General features: G+C 33.5%; 18 protein-coding genes. 2 read left to right on the forward strand and 16 right to left on the reverse strand.

Annotated features, from left to right (window positions below; genetic code table 11):
- Positions 1-174 precede the first annotated feature (174 nt).
- The 8 genes from DB891_RS08590 to DB891_RS08625 all read right to left on the reverse strand — a co-directional run bounded on the left by DB891_RS08590 (position 175) and on the right by DB891_RS08625 (position 8,297).
- Positions 175-564, reverse strand: coding sequence for a DUF4838 domain-containing protein (locus DB891_RS08590; RefSeq protein WP_116762542.1), 390 nt, complete (start codon positions 562-564; stop codon positions 175-177).
- Between the two features lie 72 nt (positions 565-636).
- A complete protein-coding gene (locus DB891_RS08595; protein WP_116762544.1) occupies positions 637-1,041 on the reverse strand; it encodes a hypothetical protein in 405 nt (134 codons plus the stop codon).
- Between the two features lie 68 nt (positions 1,042-1,109).
- Positions 1,110-2,381 (reverse strand): YaiO family outer membrane beta-barrel protein, encoded by a 1,272-nt coding sequence (locus tag DB891_RS08600; RefSeq protein ID WP_116762546.1) that lies wholly within the window; start codon positions 2,379-2,381, stop codon positions 1,110-1,112.
- Between the two features lie 66 nt (positions 2,382-2,447).
- The gene (locus DB891_RS08605) at positions 2,448-3,869 is read right to left on the reverse strand and encodes a glycosyltransferase family 2 protein (protein ID WP_116762548.1); all 1,422 of its coding nucleotides are present in this window, start codon (positions 3,867-3,869) and stop codon (positions 2,448-2,450) included.
- Between the two features lie 33 nt (positions 3,870-3,902).
- Positions 3,903-5,327 carry a glycosyltransferase family 2 protein gene (locus DB891_RS08610; protein WP_116762550.1) on the reverse strand — a complete coding sequence of 475 codons (1,425 nt, stop codon included), beginning with the start codon at positions 5,325-5,327 and terminating at the stop codon, positions 3,903-3,905.
- Entirely contained in the window at positions 5,327-6,226 is a 900-nt protein-coding gene (locus tag DB891_RS08615) for a HEAT repeat domain-containing protein (protein ID WP_124019507.1), read from the reverse strand. The genes DB891_RS08610 and DB891_RS08615 overlap by 1 nt, the downstream gene beginning before the upstream one ends.
- Before the next feature lie 541 nt (positions 6,227-6,767).
- Positions 6,768-7,532, reverse strand: coding sequence for a TIGR02757 family protein (locus DB891_RS08620; protein ID WP_116762554.1), 765 nt, complete (start codon positions 7,530-7,532; stop codon positions 6,768-6,770).
- A gap of 66 nt (positions 7,533-7,598) precedes the next feature.
- Positions 7,599-8,297, reverse strand: a complete 699-nt coding sequence (locus tag DB891_RS08625; RefSeq protein ID WP_116762556.1) for an ABC transporter ATP-binding protein — start codon at positions 8,295-8,297, stop codon at positions 7,599-7,601.
- Positions 8,298-8,743: 446 nt separating this feature from the next.
- Between DB891_RS08625 and DB891_RS08630 the strand changes: the two genes are divergently transcribed.
- Positions 8,744-9,097 carry a hypothetical protein gene (locus tag DB891_RS08630; RefSeq protein WP_116762558.1) on the forward strand — a complete coding sequence of 118 codons (354 nt, stop codon included), beginning with the start codon at positions 8,744-8,746 and terminating at the stop codon, positions 9,095-9,097.
- Positions 9,098-9,143: 46 nt separating this feature from the next.
- Here the strand turns inward: DB891_RS08630 and DB891_RS08635 are convergent, their stop codons facing one another.
- From DB891_RS08635 to DB891_RS08660, 6 genes are all read right to left on the reverse strand, one after another.
- Positions 9,144-9,446 (reverse strand): DUF6787 family protein, encoded by a 303-nt coding sequence (locus DB891_RS08635; RefSeq protein WP_116762560.1) that lies wholly within the window; start codon positions 9,444-9,446, stop codon positions 9,144-9,146.
- A 234-nt stretch (positions 9,447-9,680) separates the two neighbouring features.
- A complete protein-coding gene (locus DB891_RS08640; RefSeq protein ID WP_116762562.1) occupies positions 9,681-10,112 on the reverse strand; it encodes a DUF6146 family protein in 432 nt (143 codons plus the stop codon).
- Between the two features lie 212 nt (positions 10,113-10,324).
- On the reverse strand, positions 10,325-10,882 hold the full coding sequence (locus DB891_RS08645) for a DUF937 domain-containing protein (RefSeq protein ID WP_116762564.1): 558 nt from the start codon (positions 10,880-10,882) through the stop codon (positions 10,325-10,327).
- Positions 10,883-10,986: 104 nt separating this feature from the next.
- Positions 10,987-11,937 carry a D-2-hydroxyacid dehydrogenase gene (locus tag DB891_RS08650; protein ID WP_116762567.1) on the reverse strand — a complete coding sequence of 317 codons (951 nt, stop codon included), beginning with the start codon at positions 11,935-11,937 and terminating at the stop codon, positions 10,987-10,989.
- Between the two features lie 79 nt (positions 11,938-12,016).
- Positions 12,017-13,108: a 3-phosphoserine/phosphohydroxythreonine transaminase gene (gene serC / locus DB891_RS08655; protein ID WP_116762569.1), complete on the reverse strand. Its 1,092-nt coding sequence runs from the start codon at positions 13,106-13,108 to the stop codon at positions 12,017-12,019.
- 192 nt (positions 13,109-13,300) lie between these two features.
- On the reverse strand, positions 13,301-14,359 hold the full coding sequence (locus DB891_RS08660) for an acyl-CoA reductase (RefSeq protein WP_116762571.1): 1,059 nt from the start codon (positions 14,357-14,359) through the stop codon (positions 13,301-13,303).
- A 143-nt stretch (positions 14,360-14,502) separates the two neighbouring features.
- Between DB891_RS08660 and DB891_RS08665 the strand changes: the two genes are divergently transcribed.
- The gene (locus tag DB891_RS08665) at positions 14,503-14,853 is read left to right on the forward strand and encodes a 4Fe-4S dicluster domain-containing protein (protein WP_116762573.1); all 351 of its coding nucleotides are present in this window, start codon (positions 14,503-14,505) and stop codon (positions 14,851-14,853) included.
- A gap of 161 nt (positions 14,854-15,014) precedes the next feature.
- Here DB891_RS08665 and DB891_RS08670 read toward each other — a convergent pair whose 3' ends face one another.
- Positions 15,015-17,651 (reverse strand): TonB-dependent receptor, encoded by a 2,637-nt coding sequence (locus tag DB891_RS08670; RefSeq protein WP_116762575.1) that lies wholly within the window; start codon positions 17,649-17,651, stop codon positions 15,015-15,017.
- Positions 17,652-17,945: 294 nt separating this feature from the next.
- Positions 17,946-18,692 carry a class I SAM-dependent DNA methyltransferase gene (locus DB891_RS08675; RefSeq protein WP_116762577.1) on the reverse strand — a complete coding sequence of 249 codons (747 nt, stop codon included), beginning with the start codon at positions 18,690-18,692 and terminating at the stop codon, positions 17,946-17,948.
- Positions 18,693-18,789: the final 97 nt, after the last annotated feature.

The raw sequence follows: 18,789 nt of genomic DNA on the forward strand, positions 1-18,789 counted from the left end.
TTTTTTAGGAACAAAACCAAGTGTAAAAAGTCCCAAAAGGGAGGACAATATTGCTGTAAATTTTAAGTTGAAAAGACTAAAAGAATTGGTTGTCTTTCAAGATAGGCATGGTCTTTTAGTTCTTGTACAACTCAATTTCATCTATTATGACCATTTGTTTTTTCGCTTTCTCCATTAGGGTAGCTCTGTTAGATTTTCGACTTCAATTTTTAGAATGTCGTATCGGTTATAATTATTGGATTTTAATTCCCAAGATTTAATGCTTACTTCTGTGTTTTCGGTTAATTTGTTATCTTCTAACTGAGTAATAAGTTGCCATTTTTCCTTTTTAAGTCCGTAGGCGCTGATTTTTTTGGGTGTAATAATCCAATGTCTTTGATCGTTTGAAGTGTTGATTCTAATGGTTTTAAGATTTAATTTATTGGTAATGATTTCTACGACAGTATTATTAGTCATACACAACGACTCACTGTTTCTACGGACTTCATAAAGAGCAAAAAATTCTGGATTGGTTTTGAAATATGCTTTAGAACTTAATAATTTGTAAAAAGAATGTCCCCAAATTCAAAAATCATTAATATGCCAATCCAGTTTGTGCCAATCTCTAAAAGCGTCATCGTATCAATCGTGATAGAATCAGGCTCGATATTCGAAAAAAGGTTTGTAGGTTTGATTGGAGTTTTTGGGAAACGCAACTTGTTTTAGGTTTGGTATAAAGTTGTCTTTTGCAGTATATTTTCTAAATCCAAAAGTTTCCAATAAAGTATAAACTGCATATCGTACCGTTTTCTCATCCGAACCAATCAATTCAATGTTTTTTTCATCGCTCTTAATAACAAAAGTATTTTCCTCAATTTTGAGAATTATTTTTGCATTACCATTGTTTTTTTTATTTTCAATTTGAATAAGAAATGGATATTCAAATGCCTGATCCAAATAAGTTTTTAATATCGTTGCAGCATTTTTGGTTCCATCAGTTGTGGAAAGTATAATGACTTCCTGACCTTTTGGATTTGCTAAATTAAGAGAGTTTTGAGCCATAATTTTGCAATTAAAAAAGAACAAAAAAAAACAATAGTTGTTAGATAAAAGTGTTTGGTATGCATTTTTTAAAATTGATATTGAAACATCAAAGCAATTTCGGTTTCGATTTGTTTCAGATCAGGAGCATATTCCTGATTATTAAAGGATAATTGCAAGCCTGTTACATAATGATCTCCAAACAATTGATAATAACCAGCTCCTAGTCTAAAGGAATCAAGTGAAAGACGCTCTTGTATTTGTCCAATCGTTGTTCTTTCGTCTGGAGAAGTTCCGTAACCTGCAATTAAAGTAAGATAATCAAATCGAGTATTGAAATAATAACGGCTGGTTAGCGTAAAAGCGGGATAAACGGTGCTGTTGTCAAATTGAAAATACGATCTTAGATTGAGCCAATAGGAACCTAAATATTTCCCCACTCCAACTACTGCAGTAGCAAAACTGGTTTCATCGGTATCAATGTATCGAACCCCTAAATCAGCTTCCCATCCTTTTTTGAAATTGTAAAAAAAGGAATAACCCAGTCTCAATTTTGGAAATACGGGGTCGTCACTATACCCTGCTCCAATATAAGAGTAACTATTTTTTCCTGTAAAAAGATAAGTTTCTGCTTCATATTGAATGCCATGGATAACGCTTTGACCATCTGCATAGCGATTGGAATAATTGACTCTGGCAATGGCAGATCCCCAATCTCGTTGTCTAATGTATTGTAAACTTCCAAAATGCCAAGGGCCGTAACCGGATCTGTCAAAAGTTGTGAAGTTGTAATTTACCCCAATGCGATCCGATTTGAGTCGGCTGTCCGCAATGAAATAATGCAATTTAAAATCGGAATCCTTAGGATATAAAGCTTGCATTTCTTTTAGGTATCCTTCCCCTTTTTCTGTATTTCCCTGTAGTTCATAAATAGTAAGTTTCTTGTAGCGAAAATCTTTTTTTTTGGGATGTGCTTCAATGGCTTTGTTGACTACAATCTCGGCATCGGTATAATTTTTTTCTTCAATATCCATATTGATGAGATAGGTATACGCCTCTTCATAAACAGGATTTTTACAGATGACAAGATTGTAATAGTAGCGAGCACTGTCTTTTACATTTGTCAATTGATATATTCTACCCGTTAATAAATGAAAATCCAAATAATCAGGAGCCAATTTCATTCCCAATTGGGTTTTCTTTAATGCTGATTCATAGTTTTTATCTTTGGTTACTTCTCGAATGGCGACATTCAAAAGGCTGTCAATATCTATTTTTTGAGCCCAAACTGAATTGCTTTTAGCCATTCCTAATAGTAGAAAAAGAATAAAGAATGTTCTAATGTGGTGTCTATACCTCATACCTATTTTGAATTTTAGAGTTTTGATTTTAAATTTTCTGCAATCTACATTCTGTTTTCTGTATTTTTATTTCAGAGGTGTATTAAAACCTTGCCGTTGCATATTCCCCCAATTTTGTTCTTTTTGTTTTACAAAATGGTAATATCCTTTTAGAGAAGCATACGTATTTACTGGATGATAGAAAAAAGGCTCGATGATTGCCATTAAAATCAAAATTATAATTTCTTTGGCATTGGCATAGTTTTTATAAATCACATCATCCAAAAAGATGGATGTAATTGTGAGAATTAAATAGAATAAATAAACCAATAGGGTAATATAAAAAAAGAACAAATAGTTAATTTCAAAAAATATAAAAAAGAGTAAAGTGGTGACGATGCCTACTAACTCCATGATAGGAATCATAAACTCAAAAGCAAAAAAGTAGGGGAGTATAAAAAATGCGGTTCTTTTATATTTTGGATTAAAAAATAATTTTTTATGTAAAAATAACGTTTGAATCAATCCTCTGGCCCATCGCATGCGTTGCCGTATTAAAATGGTTTTGTTTCCGGGAACTTCGGTCCAACACAAGGATTCCGGGATGTATTGAATCAGAAAAGGAAGTTTGTTATCGTACATATATTTTCGCATTCGGATCACGAGTTCCATGTCTTCTCCCAATGATTTGTGCCAATAGCCCCCTGCGTTAATTACGATTTCTTTGTCGAACATGCCTAATCCACCAGAGACCAATAACAAGCTGTTGATTTGACTCAAGGCCATTCTTCCAAAAAGGAAAGCTCGTACGTACTCTAATTCTTGAAAACGCGCATACCATCCGGTTGGGAAATGAATTTTGACTAAGAATCCATCTTTTACTTCGCAGGAGTTGGAACTTCGGATTCCAGCTCCTGTGGCAATGATTCTTTTTTTGCTTACTATAAAGGGTTTTGCCAGTTTTATTATCGCATCATTCTTTAAAATACAATCTACATCGGTACATAATATTAGTGGGTATTTTGTTGAATTAATACCCGTATTTGAGGCATCGGCCTTGCTTTTTCTATTTTCTTTATCAACTACCAAAAGTTTTGAATACAGCGGATTAGTCGATTTGTAATGTCCTCGAACTGGACCAGTCGGGATTTTAGCTTCATAGTAAAAATCGACTTTGACCAACTCAAATTCTCGGATGAGTTTTTCAAGGGTATCATCTGCGCTGCCGTCGTTGATTAATACGACTTCAAATTTGGGATAGTTGAGTGACAATAATGATTTGACGTTATATACCACAGTTGCCCCTTCATTGAAGGCCGGTGCAATAACAGATACCCCTGGGATATGATTGGATTTTACCAATACATTGTTGTGTATAAAATGCTTTGTATTAAGGTGTTGTTTTATGGCATAATAGGATAAAAAAGCCAATGTTAAATAAAACAGAATATAAGTTATGGAGAAAATGCCCACGAATATTTCGTAAATATTTAATAGTTCTTTTAGCATAACAAATGTTTTTCTTTTAAATAGTTTTTGATTTTATGGATTTGGAGTGGTTTTAAAACCCTGCCGTTGCATGTTTCCCCAGGATTGTTCTTTTTGTCTAAAAAAATGGTAATATCCTTTTAACGAAGCGTATACATTAACAGGATGGTAGCAAAATGGTTCTATTATTGCCATTAGTACCAGTGTTATGATTTCCTTGGTATTGGCATAATTCTTATAAATAACATCATCTAACAGTATGGAAATAAACGTTATTATGAGATAAAATAGATAAACCGTCAAAGTAAGGTATAGAAAATAAACATAATTTAAGTCCAGTATAAAAAAGCTTATAATTAATACAAGTACTCCAATTAATTCTAAAATAGGAATCAGGAATTCGAATGCGAAAAAATAGGGGAATATCAGAAATCCTGTTTTTTCGTATTTTGGATTGAAAAATAGGTTTCTATGTAAATATAAGGTTTGAATCAATCCTCGTGACCAACGCACGCGTTGCCGAATTAAAACTTCCCTAGTAGCGGGAACTTCTGTCCAACACAATGATTCTGGGATGTATTGTATCAAAAAAGGAAGTTTATGATCGTACATGTATTTTCTCATTCTAGTTACGAGTTCCATATCTTCTCCTAGTGATTTATGCCAATATCCTCCTGCTGCTACAGCAATTTCTTTGTCGAACATGCCGAGTCCTCCAGAGACTAATAATAAGCCGTTTATTTGACTCCAGGCCATTCTGCCAAAAAGAAATGCACGAACATATTCCAGTTCTTGAAATCTAGGGTACCATCCTTTTGGAAAATGAATTTTGACCAGAAAACCTTCTTTTACTTCACAAGAATTTGAAATTCGGATGCCGGCACCGGTAGCGATAACTCTTTTTTTATTTTCTATAAAAGGTTTTGCTAATTTTATAATGGTGTCATTTTTTAAAATACAATCTACATCGGTACATAAAAATAATGGATATTTGGTAGAATTTATACCGGCATTACAAGCATCTGCTTTGCTTTTTCTGTTTTCTTTGTCAACAACTAATAGTTTGTAATATAATGGGTTGGTTGATTTATAATGTCCTCTTATAGGATTTGTTGGTATTTTTTCCTGATAATAAAAGTCTACTTTAATCAATTCAAATTCATCAATTAATTTTTGTAAGGTATCATCTGTGCTACCATCATTAACCAATACGACTTCGAATTTTGGATACGTCAATGACAATAATGATTTTACATTGTGAACCACGGTTGCGCCTTCATTAAAGGCGGGTGCAATGACGGATACTCCCGGAATATGATTGGATTTTATAATGACATTATTGGGTATGAAGTTTTTGTTGTTAAGATATTTTTTTATGGCATAGTAGGACAATATCGCCAATATGCAATAAAAAAGTATGTATAATGTCGAGAATAAACCCACAAATACTTCGTAGCTATATATGAGTTTTTCTAACATTATAGATACGGGGTTTTTACATGTTTGACCATTTTTTGTACATCGAAATCATCTAAGAAATGAGTGTTAAAATACTTAGGATTTATTTTATAGAGGCAATAAACAGCATCGAGTTTGACGTTTTTGGCTGTTTTGTTTTTTAATAATCCAGCTATAAAAATCTCAGAGTCAGTCGTTCCGATTGCAGCTAAAGTATTGAAAATTTCTAATTTGTTTTGCGTTTCTTCTTTGTCAAATTGTCTTATCAATACAGATTCTGCTTCATAAATAAATAAAAATTTTACGGCTGTAATTGCTTCAAATCGAACAGATGGGTCTTTGTGCTTTAATAGTTTTACAATCACTTCATTTTCATTTGTAAAATTGTAAAACATCATTAATTTAAGACCGAGTTTTATAATTGATGTATTTTCAGAATGAATCCATTTACTTAAATTTGTAGGGATTTTAGTTTTTTTCTGATGAAGGATATCCATTATATTGATTTCTTCAGCAATCGTAATTTGATGTGAAAAATTTAATAATGTTTCTAATTTATCGGGTTCTAATGAAATTAAACTTAAAAAAGCACTGGATTGCACACTTCTGTTTCTGTGATTTAAAAAAGGGATAATGTATTTTTTTCCTTTTTCATATTCTAAAGATTCCAACTGGTACATTCCAAGACACTTTAGATAAAATAGATTGCTTTTCAAAAGCTTTTTTGTGTATTCAAATAAATCAAATTTTTCATATAAAAAATGGAAAGTATTGGTGATATCTCCTTTCAAGTTTAGTTTTAAAAAAATAATTTCATTCAGCAATAATTTTTTACACCATCTTTTTTCAAAAGGGATTTCTTTTTTAAATTGTTCAATTTCAATAATGAAATTACCTTCATCGTATGGAGAAAAAATCATGGCTGTTAAAAAACTATCAATTTTGTTTTTTGCGGATTCAAATTTGGGTCTAAACAAGTCATATCTAAATCTATTTAAGATTAGGACGACTATTAATAGCGTGAAAATACCTGTCAATAGAGGTAAAACTATAAGAACAAAATAAGAAATATATACATCCATTAATAACAGGTAAGTTGAGTTTTAGATTTCGATGCAAAACCAAGCCAATGAATATGTTGTAATTATTTTTTTTAACAAAAAAACTTACATAAAGATAGTGATTATTCTAAATGTATTACAAAAAAATAATTTAAAGCTAATCACTAAGGGTTGAAATTGAAGTATTTCGAGTTTTATTTAATGAAAAAGGAAAAAGGATTTTCTTTTTTATGGACTAACAGTAAAAAATGTGTTTTAAAAAGCAGCTAAATAATTAGATATATTTAACTCATAATTGGTATGATTTAATCAGAAGTATCCTTGCCAACCCATATAATCAGTGTGTCATTTTTAGCCGCTGGGTAGCATTGTGGATATGCATTAAAAGTTCAGTTTTTTTCTAAAATCCTTCAAAAACTCCCAATCCAAATAAAGCAAAATCATATTTTACGGGATCGATAGGGTCTAATTCCCGAAGTTTTAAATCCAATTCGGTTAATGCTTTCCCGTCGTTTTGTTTTCGGGTAAGCAAACCCAGTTTCCGTGCCACATTTCCAGAATGTACATCAAGCGGGCAGGAAAGGAGTGCAGGTGAAATGGATTTCCAGATCCCCAAGTCAACTCCTTTGTTGTCTTGTCGGACCATCCATCTCAGGTACATGTTTATCCGCTTGGCAGCCGATCCTTTCAAAGGATCTGAAATGTGTTTTTGGGTTCGATTGAGATGTGGAATTTCAAAAAACAGCTTTTTGAGTTCATGTATGTTTTTTTGTAAATTATCTTCACCTAGGTTGTTACTGAAGACGGTTTCCAATCCACCATGATTTTTGTAAATATGCTGTAAGCCTTTTATAAACCCCATGAAATCCTGCCCGTTGAAGGTACGATGGACAAAGGATTCTAGTCGTTCTAAGTCGGTTTCCTGATGGGACATTACAAAATCATAGGGTGCGTTTCCCATCAACTCCATCATTTTATGCGAATTTTTTATGATCATTTTTCTATTTCCCCAAGAAATGGTTGCGCTCAGGAAACCAGCAATTTCGATATCTTCCTTTTGAGTAAACAAATGCGGAATTTGAACGGGATCACTCTCGATAAAATTCGTATTGTTGTATAGTACGACTTTCTCGTCCAGGAAAGATTTTAGTTCGGGAAATGTCATGATTTGAAAATTGATTGATATTGATTTAATCCAATTTTTATCTGTTTTCTGTCAATTGCAATTGGATTACTGACCGCTAATCTGTCCGTCAATCATGACTAGTTTTCTATCAGCCATATTAGCTAATTCTTCATTATGGGTTACAATGACGAAAGTTTGTCCAAATTTATCTCGAAGTTGAAAAAATAATTGATGTAGATTTTCGGCAGAATGGGTGTCCAGATTCCCGGATGGTTCGTCGGCAAAAATAACATCGGGTTTATTGATTAATGCTCTTGCTACAGCCACCCGTTGTTGTTCTCCTCCAGAAAGTTCATTGGGTTTATGGTGTATTCTGTGGGACAACCCCAAATAATCCAATAGTTTTTTTGCCTCTGTTTCGGTTTCAGCTTTGGATTTATTGGCGATAAAAGCGGGGATGCAAACATTTTCTAAAGCCGTGAATTCGGGCAGTAATTGATGAAATTGAAAAATAAATCCCAAGTTTAAGTTTCTGAATTTGGATAATGATTTGTCATTCATTTTCAAAATATCTTCCTTGTTGATAGTTAAAGAAGTTACATTTTCATCGGTTTTGATTTCCCCTTTTGGGGTTGGGGAGGCACTAGGTTTATCCAATGTTCCCAGAATTTGTAAAAGCGTTGTTTTTCCGGCCCCAGAAGCACCAACAATAGAAACAATTTCACCTTTTTTGATGTGTAAATCGACTCCTTTTAATACTTCAAGTTGGTCGTAATATTTATGGATGTTTTTTGCGTGTATCATTTCAAACTGTTTTTACAAAGAAACAAAGATTCTATCGATAAAGTAAGGCGTCGCTTTTGTTTTTTTTGTAGACCGACGGCTTTTTATTTCTAAATAGCCCGTTGGTTGTAATTCTGTTTAAATAAAAAACAAACCACATAGATACATAGATTTACAACTAATAATTAAAGAAAGAATAGAAAATAGCACTATTTTTCACATAGATTGACTATGTGAAAAGTAAAACATCTATCAAACTTTTTTCAAAAAACTATAAATTCTATGCTTCTATGTGGTAAAAAAACAATTACACCCAACGGATTTCTAAATAGTATCCGTGTTTATTCTAAAGATGTATTCAAATTTTGAGTAAATTCGATTTGAAAAACCAAGCTTTTGTTGAGAATACGGTACTTTTTATTTAAATGACATTGGTAGAGTTTTGAATTAATTTTTTAGCGTTAAATATGAATGAAGATGTACTAAAAGCTCCTGTTTCAAATGATGGTAATTTGAAAACTAAAAAACTAATTCTAGGACTATTATTTGATGGAATTGGAATGCTATCCTTTGCAATTCCTTATATAGGGGAATTTTCGGATGTTGTTTGGGCGCCACTGTCTGGTTTTTTGATGACTAAAATGTATGAAGGACGAGTAGGGAAGACAGCCGGTATTTTAACTTTTCTTGAAGAAATATTGCCGTTTACGGATGTCGTTCCCTCATTTACGTTAACTTGGATTTATACGTATTGGATAAAAAAGGAAGGCAATAGCAATGACAATAGCAATGACAATAGCAATGAAAAAAAAAGAAAATAGAAAATAGAAAAACAGATAGCAGAAAACCAAAAACTAAAAACCAATCTTACTCTTTAATCAAAAATCCCAATCCCATACTTTTAAGCATTTTTTTTTCGAAAGCCCAAAAGAATTTAAATTGTCCGAAGAGGAATCCTATCACCACTAATAAAACTTGGTAGATAGGAAAAATGAGTATTAATCGGATAGGGGTAAACCAGAAGCCTAAGTCCTCTTTGGTTATTCCCAACCACAAACAAAAGGGTTTTGATAACCAAGCCGATGCAGATCCTGTTATTGCAAAAACGATAATAATTAGTGTAAGTTGAAAATTAGAAGTTAATCCCCAACGCTGTTTTAATCCTCCCATTATTGATTTATCATGAATACAAATATACAAGTTTTAATTTGTGATTTTATTTCTATAGATTACTTATTGTTTGGAATGTTTACGGTTGTTTCTAATGTTTTATTTTTTTAATAATTCCTCCACTGTTTTTTTTGTTACCGCTTGGGCATCATCTGCATCGAGTTTTACATATTTTAAAATGGCATCCATAATCTATTATTTACCTGCCTTTAGCAGTAATAACTCTTCTTAAATCTATTTAGTAGGAACGTAACCATACAGTTTTTGATTGTATTTGTTCTGGAAATAAATCATATAATTGTAAATAAGATAGTTTACTTCATAGCCATAATCAATATTTGGGTCGTACTGTATGGTCATTTCGTATAAATTGGGATTGTAAATTTGGGGTTGTAAAACGCGGTTGTTCCATTCGGAAACATATAGGTAATTTTTGTTTTCTAAATAAGTTTGAGAGTGAAACCCTCTAGGGTAGGCAGTTGAATGCAACCAAAAATCAAAGCCGGGTTCAATGATGATGACTTCATAATGCAATTCATCATTTGCTATTTTTATGGTGTCGTTGCTTTCTGTTTTTGGTTTGTCTGTACTGAAAACAGTCGACTTAGTGGTATTACATCCTATAATTACCAAAAGAATGATCGATATACAAATTAAATTTTTCATATTAATGAATGTTTGTGCAGATCATGAAAAAGAACTATTCAAAGGGAAAGAAATAATCAATCGATAAAAAATATTTCGACTATTAAATTGTATTCAAATTTAAGGATTTTACAATAATTAATAGTTGTCTGGACACTTAAATTCAGGTTAAATTCTTGAATTTATCTTGTTGCGAATAGCAAATGGCTTTGTGGTGATTTTGTTTTTCGGGGTTATTTTCCAAATAATTTGCCTAGGAATCCGCTAATTCCTCCACCGCTTTTTGTTACCGCTAAGGCATCTTGCATATCTAGTTTTCCATCTGCATTTTGGTCCAATCCAAATTGGGTTCCATATTTTGAAATGGCATCCATAATACCTGCTGATTGCGCACCTCCACCAGTAATTGCCCCTAGCAAATCGGTAATTTGAAAACTATCATTAGGGTCATTAGTTTTATTTACAAGACCTCCAAGGATTTGTGGAATTAGACTTTCTGCAACACCTGCAGCAGCACTATTATTCAAACCGAATTTCTCTCCCAAACTTCCTGTAAGCTGCTGTGTGATTTGTTGTACAGCGGGATTCGAGGGGTCTTGTGCATTATTACCTTGAAGTAAGCTTGCCAACTTTTCAACACCACCTTCGGAAGCTATTTTTTGTAAACTAGAGAATATAGAATTCCCGGCTTCTTCTATTACAGCCTCATTGTGTTCGTTTGGTATCGCATCGTTTTTTACAACAGCTTCTTGGCCATATTGCTGTACTAATTGTGTTAATTGCTCAAACATGGATTTTTTTGATTAAGATTAGATATCAAATTTAATCAAAAAAAAAGTGGCGATTTATTAAACTATGTTAATAAATCGCCACTAAAGTATTTAAGGTTAGTGAATTAGTTTAATAGTCCAATGATTTGTTGTGCCAATTCTGTACCAATTCTATCTTGAGCTTCTTCTGTAGCCGCACCGATATGTGGAGTTAAAGAAATTTTTGGGTGCATCAAAATAGTAATTTCAGGTTTTGGTTCGCTTTCAAAAACGTCCAATCCAGCAAATAATACTTTTCCGCTATCTAATGCTTTTACTAATGCAACTTCATCAATAACACCTCCACGAGCACAGTTTACAATTCCAACACCTTCTTTCATGATAGCCAATTCTTTTTCTCCAATAATGTATCCGTCTTGTGCCGGAACGTGTAAGGTAATGAAATCCGCTTCTTGAAACAAAGATTCTAAAGATTGTGAAACAATAGTTGTAGTTACCGATTGTCCGTCAAAAAATTCTACTTTAACGTCTACTTTTGGGATAAACATATCAGCAGCAATAACTTTCATACCTAATCCTAAAGCCATTTTTGCAGTAGCCTGACCAATACGGCCTATTCCTACAATACCTAAAGTTTTTCCTCTTAACTCAATACCGTTAGCGTATGCTTTTTTCAATCCATCAAAGTTTGAATCTCCTTCTAGAGGCATGTTTCTGTTGGAATCATGTAAGAAACGAACGCCTGAAAATAAATGGGCAAATACCAATTCCGCAACAGATTCTGAAGAAGATGCTGGGGTGTTGATTACACTGATGCCTTTGCTTTTTGCATAGTCAACATCAATATTATCCATTCCTACGCCACCACGACCAATTATTTTTAATCCTGGACAAGCATCAATTATATCCTTGCGAACTTTGGTAGCACTACGAACTAGAACTACACTTACGTTATTTTCGTTTACAAAATTAGCTACTTGTTCTTGAGCCACTTTTGTAGTTATAACTTCAAATCCACCTTTTTCTAAAGCTAGAATTCCGCTTTTAGAAATTCCATCATTTGCTAATACTTTCATTATTTATGTTATTACGAGGATCGAATTTATCTCAACCTCATAGTTATTTTTTTTTGCGCTATCCCGAAAACTATAGGAACTAATTACTTAATGCTGGAATCTGAATACTCTTCTCAAGTTCTTTCATTACATCTACTAATACTTGCACGCTTTCTAACGGAAGAGCGTTGTACATAGAGGCTCTATAACCACCTACAGAACGATGTCCAGGTAATCCAGAGATTCCGGCAGCTTTCCACATAGCATCAAAAGTTGCAGCATGTACTTCATCATTTAATAAGAAGGTAGCATTCATATTCGAACGATCTTCAACCGCCGCGGCTCCCTTAAATAATGGATTTCTGTCTATTTCTGCATAAAGCAAGGCTGCTTTGGCATTGTTGATTTTTTCTATAGCAGCTATTCCGCCTAGGTTTTTTAACCATTGTAAAGTCAATAATGACGCATATATTGGGAAAACTGGTGGAGTATTGTACATACTTTCAGCTTTAATATGTTTAGCATAATCTAACATACTTGGGATGTTACGACCATTTTTACCTAGAACTTCTTCTTTAATAACCACCAAAGTTGTTCCTGCAGGTCCCATATTTTTTTGAGCTCCAGCATAGATAATATCGAATTTAGAAAAATCCAATTGTCTTGAAAAGATATCAGAACTCATATCACAAACAATTGGCATGTCTAATGATGGAAATTCTTTCATTTGTGTTCCAAAAATGGTATTGTTGCTGGTACAGTGAAAATAATCTGCATCCGCAGGTACTGTATATCCTTTTGGAATGTGGTTGTAATTTTCCTCTTTTGAAGAAGCTACAATTGTAGTGTTTCCAAAAGATTGTGCTTCTTTTATGGCAGCTGCAGCCCAAGTTCCAGTATCTAAATAGGCAGCTTTTCCGCCTTCTTTTAATAAGTTGTAAGGAACCATTAGGAATTCTAAACTTGCCCCTCCTGCTAGAAAAAGTGCTTGATATCCTTTGCCTTCTAATCCTAAAAGTTCAAGAACTATTGCTCTGGCTTCATCCATAACGGCAACAAAATCCTTACTTCGATGTGAGATTTCTAAAAGGGATAATCCTGAATTATTAAAATTTAAAATAGCTTGTGCTGATTTTTCGAATACTTCTTGTGGTAAAATACAAGGTCCTGCGCTGTAGTTGTGTTTTTTCATGTGTAGTTACTATTTGTTTTTTATTGGTCCCGATAATTATCGGGAGATATCGCCATTCTTCGTAAATGGTTGTGATTTTTGAATCATGGCGATTTCATGGTGTAGTTGATATCCGAATTTTAAAAATGCAAATTTCGGGAATTAAGAGTTGGTAAAACGTTAAATTATTCGGAATAATACAGCGTTTTTAACTTATCTTATTAACAAAAACGTTATAGTATCAATGTTATCGGCGTAATCCCATAATTTGGGTTGTTGAGTTTCCCCAAAACCGATACTGTTTTTTACTAAATTGTTACTTGTGATGCATTGTATTTGCTCGTTTTCATTTTCTAAACGTTTTTGCAAATCATCTAAATTGTCGTAATATTCATAAAACACACTCGAAATAGGAGAGCCATAACTCGAATCTTCTTTGATGGTCAAAAATCCATTGTCCAGTAATTTGAAATTACTCATTAAGAAAACAGCTTTGTTATAATCATAATTATTGGCGTATTTTTCATAATGAATCACATCTTGGTATTTGAATATACCTTCAAAAAAAGGAACAAAGGAATAGTCTTTAGGTACAAAAAGTTTGGATATACTTCTGCAACCTAATCCAAAATATCTGAAAATATCTTCGCCCAATGCGGTTAATTGCTCTTTGGTTTCGGATCCGTCTAAAACAGCAACTGAGTTTCTGTTTTTTCTAATGATTGAAGGCTTGTCTTTAAAATAGTACTCAAAATAACGTGCTGTATTGTTGCTGCCAGTTGCAATTACTGTATCAAAATTTTCCAATTTTCCTTCTACAAATTCGATTTTGTTAGCAAATTGAGGTTCAAAGGCAATAAGGTAATTGGCCATAAAAGGCAAAAGATGTTGGTCGTTTGAAGATGTTTTTATCAAAACAGCATGTCCTGTTATTAATACCGATAAGAAATCATGAAAACCAACAAGAGGAATATTACCCGCAAGGATTAATGCCACTTTTTTAGGCTTTACATCACTAAAATCATATTTAGAAAGCCATTGATCCAGGTTCTCTTCGGTTAAGGCTTTGGCCCAGGATTGAATAGAAAAAAAGACTTGTTCCGGAGTAAACCAGCCATTATGGGATTGTGAAAGCTGAATTAAATCGGTAAATTTTTCAAAAAATAAATCATTACCAAACACAGTTTCTTTCTTGATACAATTCCCTTCGTTAAATTGGCTTAAGAATTTTCCTAATTCAATAAATGCATTTTTTTTTGTTTCTAATGTCATAATGTTTGTTTATGAAATGTTTTGATTGTAATTTTGCACAAAAATAAGCTTTTTATAAGCTCTAGGCAAAAGTTGTGTTCGTAATCGTTCAGTTTATAGAACTTTAAACTTTTGAACTTTAAACCTTAAAACTAAAACAAAGGATGGCAATTATAATAACCGACGAATGTATCAATTGTGGGGCTTGTGAACCAGAGTGCCCGAATACGGCAATATACGAAGGAGCTGACGATTGGAGATATAAAGATGGAACAAAACTAACAGGAAAAGTAATTTTGCCTGATGGTACAGAAGTGGATTCGGATGAAGCGCAAACACCAGTTTCTGATGAAATATATTATATTGTTCCAGGTAAGTGTACCGAGTGTAAAGGATTTCACGATGAGCCTCAATGTGCTGCCGTGTGTCCTGTAGATTGTTGCATACCTGATGATAATCATGTTGAAGATGAAGAGACGCTATTGAATAGACAGGCTTTCTTGCATAACGAATAAGATAGTATTAAGATTTTAGTACAAAGTATTAAGATTAAAAATCCTGAGTTTAGCGCTCAGGATTTTTTTTGTGTTTATTTTTTTCGTTCAAAACTAAATAGAAACAAAAAAGGACTGTCATAGTGAGACAGTCCTTTTTTTGAAGTTATGATATGTTGTTTTTAGAATGTAAATCCTAATCTAGTATAATAGTAGGCTCCGTTGAACCCCATTTGTACCGCATCCCAATATCCTCCAGCTTCTGTGTTTCCAGTTTCATCTTGTTTGTCTGGATAAACATTGAATAGGTTATTGCTACCAGCAGTTAATTTTAATTGTTTTGTTATTTGATAGCCAATAGTTAAATCGGTTATGGTTTTAGGACTATAAACATCATTCTCGCCAGAATAATCAATTAAGACTACTTCGCTGAAATGAGTAAATGCTAATCCTGCATCAAATTTATTTCTAGAATAATTAAGGTTTAAACCAAATTTGCTATCTGGAGCAGATGCCAGTAAAAAGGCTTGTTCACGTGCACCGAAAAAAGTTTCGGCATCTAAATTTCCATTATTCACTTTCGTGATTTCCATGTTATTAATGTTTCCTACAAGCGTTGCGCTAAGGTTTGATTCACCAAATCTTTTCTTCCAGGCTAGAACCACGTCTAAACCAAGTGTCTTTGTATCTGCTGCATTAGCAAAAAATTGCGTTTTATCTACACCTAATCCTAAACCAGATGCATCAAAATAGCTTGTCAATACAATTCTGTCTTTTATCTTAATTAGGTATCCGTCTACTGTTGCTGTGAAGTTTCCAAAAGAAGCAGTTGCGCCAAGGGAAGCATTTATAGCAGTTTCTTCTTTTAGTTTTTGAATGCCAAAAGATTTAGTTACTGGGCTGTTGTTAGGAGAAAGTAAAATTTCTGTTGCACCGCTTGAATCGATATTTGTGAAATGTAAACCATAATAGGATTGTGCCAATGAAGGAGCGCGGAATCCAGTACTAACCGAACCTCTTAGGTTAATTTTATCTGTAATTTTAAGTCTTGAGGCTAATTTTCCGTTGATGGTACTACCAAAATCACTGTAGTTTTCATAACGCACAGCTCCACTTACCATGAAACTGTTGGTGACATCCAATTCGGAATCAGCATATAATGAAAGATTGCTACGGTTTTTGTCAACGGCATTGTCTGGACTATATCCAGGGAAACCTTGAGAGCTTCCCGGTCTTGGTTCTCCCGAAATAGGATCTATAGGTGGTGATTGATTAGCTGGATTAGTAATAACTTGTCTGTCGGGATCATAAGTAGAGTACGATGCTTCTTGACCTGCAAAAATGATGAAGTTTTCAGTTCTATATTCAGCTCCAAATGCTAAATTCATTCCTTCTAAAACTTTATCATAATTTTTTGAAAAATCAAAATTGGTTGTATTTTGAGCCAAACTAGTTCCACCAGCATCAAATTCTAAAGGAGAAGCTTCTAATAAGGAAGGATTCATAGTCCCTTTTATTGTATAATGAAACTTATTTATTCCGTACGTATTACTAATGTCGACTTTCCATCCACTTTCGGTTTCTGTTTTAACCCCAGCTGTAACAGAGTTATCCAAAATGATAGAAGTAATTCTTGGAGTGTATCCTCCTGGATAAACAGATTCTACCACATTGGCAGCACCGCTATTTCTTGTAAAAGCATAGGCGTCTGTATCTCTGTAATTTCTTCCGGCAAAAGCATAGATATCAGTTTTTTCAGAAACAGGAACAGAGACATTAGCAGTAAAATTATAACTATCCATTGATGCTTCCCCAAAACCTTTTCGGAAATCATACCCGGGACGCAATACTTTGTCTTTGCTGAAATATTCTGTGGTGAAATTTGCAAAACCACCATTTTTACCAACCGCAACTCCATAATTGGCTCCGATTTTTATGGCATTACCGTCAAAGGTTTTGTTTTTGCCATAAGTATTTCCATTCCCGTTTTCATCTAATCTGAAATCTTTAGTATTAGGTGTTCCTGGTAAAAAATCGCCTTTTGCCTTGGTGTTAAAAGCGCCATAAGTTACAGAACCATTCAATTGGTCAACATTGTCATTTAGAACGATATTGATTACTCCTGCAATGGCATCAGAACCATATTGTGCCGCAGCTCCATCTCTCAAAATTTCAATTCTTTTGATAGCTGAAGCTGGAATGGCATTCAAATCGGTTCCTGTATTTCCTCTACCACGCGTCCCGTAAAGGGTAACAAGTGAGGATTGATGTCTTCTTTTTCCGTTAATTAATACTAACGTTTGGTCAGGCCCCATTCCTCTCAAAGAAGCAGGATCAACGTGATCGGCTCCATCAGAACCTGATTGTTTGTTGGCGTTAAATGACGGTGCAATGTATTGAAGCAATTGATTGATTTCAATTTTTCCGCTTTGGGTCGTAACGTCTTTCATGCTGATTACATCAATAGGTACAGCCGAGTTGACAACGGTTCTTTTGGTATTTCTGGATCCTACAATTTGAACTTCCTGTAGTTCTTGTCCTCCTTCTTGAGATAAGGTTACGTCAATTTTTGCTGCATCAGCTACTCTTGTAGTGTTATTGTAGCCAATATGGCTAAAAATTAATGTAGCGCCTTCTTTGACACTTATTTTATAAGCACCATCCATGTCCGTTGAAACTCCATTCGAAGCTCCTTGTTCGTTAATATTAACTCCTGATAATGCGGCTCCAGATTTGTCTTTTACGACCCCGGATATCTCTTTTTGTGCAAAAAGAAACGTGGCATTTAGTAAAAATAGTAAAAGTGCAATTTTTCTCATGATAAATAGAATTTGGTTTTTTTTATCTTAGTAATATGTCAAATATACCAAAATATTAAGATAAAAAAAGAATTATATTAAATATTATCTTAAAATGGAGTTAAAGCTATTAATGCGCTGATTTTGTTAATTAATTACTTATAAAAAAATGTAGTATGCAGTTTTTAGGGATGTATTTTGTCTATTTATTATTTAGATTAAAAAAAATCGATATTGACTGATTATTGGAATGTTTCAGGAATAACTCCTACAGCTAAAGAGTTGATAATAAATAAAATAAAATAAAGAATTAAATTATAGCATCTTTTTTTTAGCCATAATAACATAAGTGTCGTAAGCGTATGTTTTTCGGTCTATCGTTCTTATAATCTCAAAATTATTGAGATATAAGAAGAGTTCGATTTCATTTAATGTGAAAACTCGAACTGTAGAAAGATCCTCCGTAATGATTTCTTTTTGATCATTCACTATAGTGTAATATTGTGCACTCCATTCGAGCATGAAATTTTCAAGTGACGTAGTTTTCCAATGACTTTCTCGGATGTAATTTATTCCTTCATAAGTAGCTTCATGGAGTATGGCTTGGTTTTGTTTGATGAAAGGTATAAACCGATTGGCATCTATAAAATCAAAAATAATTACGCCTTGTGTATTCAAATTTTTATAGAGTGAGTCAAAAGTGTTATTGATGTCTTCATTGCTAATGAGGTAGCTGGTGGATCGCCCCGTGATTATAATGGCATCTACAGGAGTTGTAAGCTCAAAATCACGCATATCTCCGTGTATAAAGAGGCTTTTTTTGTTCCTTTCCTGTGCAATGGCTATCATGCTTTGGCTGTAATCTAGACCTATGTACTCTTGATCGTTTTCTTTAAAGCGTTTGGCCAGATTTCCAGTTCCACTTCCTATTTCTAGGATGCTTTTGCAATTGTTTTCTTGTATTAATTCATTATAGAAAACATATTCTTGATCATAATCGATGAAGGTTTGGTACATAGCATCAAAAATAGCTGCCATTTTTCCGTCGTATAGATTTGCCATGATATAGGTATTGTTAAGTGTAAATTTAAGGAATTAATGTGAAACGAAAAAAGGACTGTCTTGCGACAGCCCTTTTTAAAATTATTTAGAAATTAAT

It is taken from the genome of Flavobacterium laiguense, assembly GCF_003097655.1.
GTDB classification, from domain to species: domain Bacteria; phylum Bacteroidota; class Bacteroidia; order Flavobacteriales; family Flavobacteriaceae; genus Flavobacterium; species Flavobacterium laiguense.

Coding starts and splice junctions, on each gene's coding strand:
- DB891_RS08625 (WP_116762556.1), bottom strand. CDS start 8,297: ATGATACACGCAAAAAACATCCATAAATATTACGACCAACTTGAAGTA.
- DB891_RS08640 (WP_116762562.1), bottom strand. CDS start 10,112: ATGAAAAATTTAATTTGTATATCGATCATTCTTTTGGTAATTATAGGA.
- DB891_RS08610 (WP_116762550.1), bottom strand. CDS start 5,327: ATGTTAGAAAAACTCATATATAGCTACGAAGTATTTGTGGGTTTATTC.
- DB891_RS08615 (WP_124019507.1), bottom strand. CDS start 6,226: ATGATTTTTTCTCCATACGATGAAGGTAATTTCATTATTGAAATTGAA.
- DB891_RS08675 (WP_116762577.1), bottom strand. CDS start 18,692: ATGGCAAATCTATACGACGGAAAAATGGCAGCTATTTTTGATGCTATG.
- DB891_RS08650 (WP_116762567.1), bottom strand. CDS start 11,937: ATGAAAGTATTAGCAAATGATGGAATTTCTAAAAGCGGAATTCTAGCT.
- DB891_RS08595 (WP_116762544.1), bottom strand. CDS start 1,041: ATGGCTCAAAACTCTCTTAATTTAGCAAATCCAAAAGGTCAGGAAGTC.
- DB891_RS08600 (WP_116762546.1), bottom strand. CDS start 2,381: ATGAGGTATAGACACCACATTAGAACATTCTTTATTCTTTTTCTACTA.
- DB891_RS08620 (WP_116762554.1), bottom strand. CDS start 7,532: ATGACATTTCCCGAACTAAAATCTTTCCTGGACGAGAAAGTCGTACTA.
- serC (WP_116762569.1), bottom strand. CDS start 13,108: ATGAAAAAACACAACTACAGCGCAGGACCTTGTATTTTACCACAAGAA.
- DB891_RS08660 (WP_116762571.1), bottom strand. CDS start 14,359: ATGACATTAGAAACAAAAAAAAATGCATTTATTGAATTAGGAAAATTC.
- DB891_RS08605 (WP_116762548.1), bottom strand. CDS start 3,869: ATGCTAAAAGAACTATTAAATATTTACGAAATATTCGTGGGCATTTTC.
- DB891_RS08635 (WP_116762560.1), bottom strand. CDS start 9,446: ATGGGAGGATTAAAACAGCGTTGGGGATTAACTTCTAATTTTCAACTT.
- DB891_RS08645 (WP_116762564.1), bottom strand. CDS start 10,882: ATGTTTGAGCAATTAACACAATTAGTACAGCAATATGGCCAAGAAGCT.
- DB891_RS08670 (WP_116762575.1), bottom strand. CDS start 17,651: ATGAGAAAAATTGCACTTTTACTATTTTTACTAAATGCCACGTTTCTT.
- DB891_RS08630 (WP_116762558.1), top strand. CDS start 8,744: ATGAATGAAGATGTACTAAAAGCTCCTGTTTCAAATGATGGTAATTTG.
- DB891_RS08665 (WP_116762573.1), top strand. CDS start 14,503: ATGGCAATTATAATAACCGACGAATGTATCAATTGTGGGGCTTGTGAA.